Source organism: Sphingobacterium sp. NPDC055431 (genome assembly GCF_053644255.1).
The window spans coordinates 1-1,485 of record NZ_JBSHLH010000041.1 but is presented as its reverse complement, the minus strand read 5'-3'; the positions used below and the strand labels follow the sequence as shown (position 1 = coordinate 1,485).

At 54.3% G+C, this 1,485-nt stretch carries 1 rRNA gene; it reads left to right on the top strand.

Annotated features, from left to right (window positions below):
* Positions 1-1,435, top strand: a 16S ribosomal RNA gene (locus ACWIB3_RS18560); the annotation flags it as partial.
* Positions 1,436-1,485 lie beyond the last annotated feature (50 nt).

Below are 1,485 nucleotides of genomic sequence, written 5' to 3'. Positions count from 1 at the left end.
TGGTGAGAGTGGCGCACGGGTGCGTAACGCGTGAGCAACCTGCCCATATCAGGGGGATAGCCCGGAGAAATCCGGATTAACACCGCATGACACTGCATCCCGGCATCGGGAGGCAGTTAAATATTCATAGGATATGGATGGGCTCGCGTGACATTAGCTAGTTGGTGGGGTAACGGCCCACCAAGGCGACGATGTCTAGGGGCTCTGAGAGGAGAATCCCCCACACTGGTACTGAGACACGGACCAGACTCCTACGGGAGGCAGCAGTAAGGAATATTGGTCAATGGGGGCAACCCTGAACCAGCCATGCCGCGTGCAGGACGACTGCCCTATGGGTTGTAAACTGCTTTTGTTAGGGAATAAACCCCACTACGTGTAGTGGGCTGAATGTACCTAAAGAATAAGGATCGGCTAACTCCGTGCCAGCAGCCGCGGTAATACGGAGGATCCGAGCGTTATCCGGATTTATTGGGTTTAAAGGGTGCGTAGGCGGCACTTTAAGTCAGGGGTGAAAGACGGCAGCTCAACTGTCGCAGTGCCCTTGATACTGAAGTGCTTGAATGCGGTTGAAGACGGCGGAATGAGACAAGTAGCGGTGAAATGCATAGATATGTCTCAGAACACCGATTGCGAAGGCAGCTGTCTAAGCCGTTATTGACGCTGATGCACGAAAGCGTGGGGATCGAACAGGATTAGATACCCTGGTAGTCCACGCCCTAAACGATGATGACTCGATGTTTGCGATATACCGTAAGCGTCCAAGCGAAAGCGTTAAGTCATCCACCTGGGGAGTACGCCCGCAAGGGTGAAACTCAAAGGAATTGACGGGGGCCCGCACAAGCGGAGGAGCATGTGGTTTAATTCGATGATACGCGAGGAACCTTACCCGGGCTTGAAAGTTACTGAAGGATGCAGAGACGCATCCGTCCCTCGGGACAGGAAACTAGGTGCTGCATGGCTGTCGTCAGCTCGTGCCGTGAGGTGTTGGGTTAAGTCCCGCAACGAGCGCAACCCCTATGTTTAGTTGCCAGCACGTCAAGGTGGGGACTCTAAACAGACTGCCTGCGCAAGCAGAGAGGAAGGCGGGGACGACGTCAAGTCATCATGGCCCTTACGTCCGGGGCTACACACGTGCTACAATGGATGGTACAGCGGGCAGCTACACAGCAATGTGATGCCAATCTCGAAAAGCCATTCACAGTTCGGATCGGGGTCTGCAACTCGACCCCGTGAAGTTGGATTCGCTAGTAATCGCGTATCAGCAATGACGCGGTGAATACGTTCCCGGGCCTTGTACACACCGCCCGTCAAGCCATGAAAGCTGGGGGTACCTAAAGCATGTAACCGCAAGGAGCGTGTTAGGGTAAAACCGGTAATTGGGGCTAAGTCGTAACAAGGTAGCCGTACCGGAAGGTGCGGCTGGAATACCTCCTTTCTAGAGCCCGCTCCGGGGGAGCTGCGCCACATACATGATCTATACAGAAA